This is a genomic window from Sphingobium sp. MK2, from assembly GCF_040170545.1.
Taxonomy (GTDB): domain Bacteria; phylum Pseudomonadota; class Alphaproteobacteria; order Sphingomonadales; family Sphingomonadaceae; genus Sphingobium.
Map to the genome: position 1 here is coordinate 1 of NZ_JAZDXA010000108.1, position 888 is coordinate 888.

The 888-nt window shown below is 54.7% G+C and carries 2 protein-coding genes; one reads left to right on the plus strand and one right to left on the minus strand.

Features of this window, described 5'->3' with window-relative positions:
* Positions 1 to 512: 512 nt before the first annotated feature.
* On the plus strand, positions 513 to 659 hold the full coding sequence (locus V2I08_RS20500) for a hypothetical protein (protein ID WP_349636585.1): 147 nt from the start codon (positions 513 to 515) through the stop codon (positions 657 to 659).
* Between the two features lie 35 nt (positions 660 to 694).
* Here the strand turns inward: V2I08_RS20500 and V2I08_RS20505 are convergent.
* The coding region (locus V2I08_RS20505) for a hypothetical protein (RefSeq protein ID WP_349636586.1) at positions 695 to 888 on the minus strand (194 nt) is incomplete at its 5' end.

Here is an 888-nt window from a genome sequence, read left to right on the forward strand (position 1 = left end):
CGCACGACCTCATCGTGATCGCCCATCGTCTCGACCTCGGCCCGTAGGGTGTAGGGGTGACGGGGATGTAGGGTGGTTTTGCATTCCCCCGGTGGCGGCGGCTTGAATGATGATCTGGTTGAATGAAAGTAAGTCTACATCCCCTACACCCACTACACCGGGTCTTTAAAAGCACGGATTTCTGCGCTTTTCGCGCCCATCTCGGGTGTAGGGGTGGACTGAAATCGGTGTAGTGGGTGTAGGGGTTGAGACCCTTGGCAGGTCCATTTTTGGCGTTGCGCATCCGTGGTGGCCATCGTGTGTCGCCATCCAGAGAGATCGGAACGTTCGTCACACCTCGTCAGAAAGGTGGACATCTGATGTTACCATTTCTGATCGATGGCGATGATACCTCTATATATGACTGCCCTGCACCAGCAGCCAAACATCGCGCCAGCCCCCTCCAGATCAGCTGCTCAAAATCTGATACATTCTTGACGTAGATATTGAGCAGGTGATCGTCCCCCATCACCGTGGCCGCCATCGTGACTTCATCTATATGGGTGGTGCGCGATCCGGCCGCCTTCGATGAAGTGCGCGATGATTTTCCGACCGACATTCTGATGCACGATCTCGCACTTCATGATCCTGCACCCGACGATCCCGGGCTACGATCTTGATAGACGATCTGGTACCGACGATCTCCAGCATGGTCCTACCCGGACGATCCGATCCGGATGATCATCGACCATGCCGACGGTGGGAAGTGGAGTGGTCCGGGACAATGATGCTGGTCGGATGATGGCCGCCGAAGCCGTTCCATAAACCCCGCTGATTTGATGTTCATGAAGTCGAGCGTTTCCGTCACTTCAATGATGTAGAATTCGGCGTTCCATATTCGGTTGATTT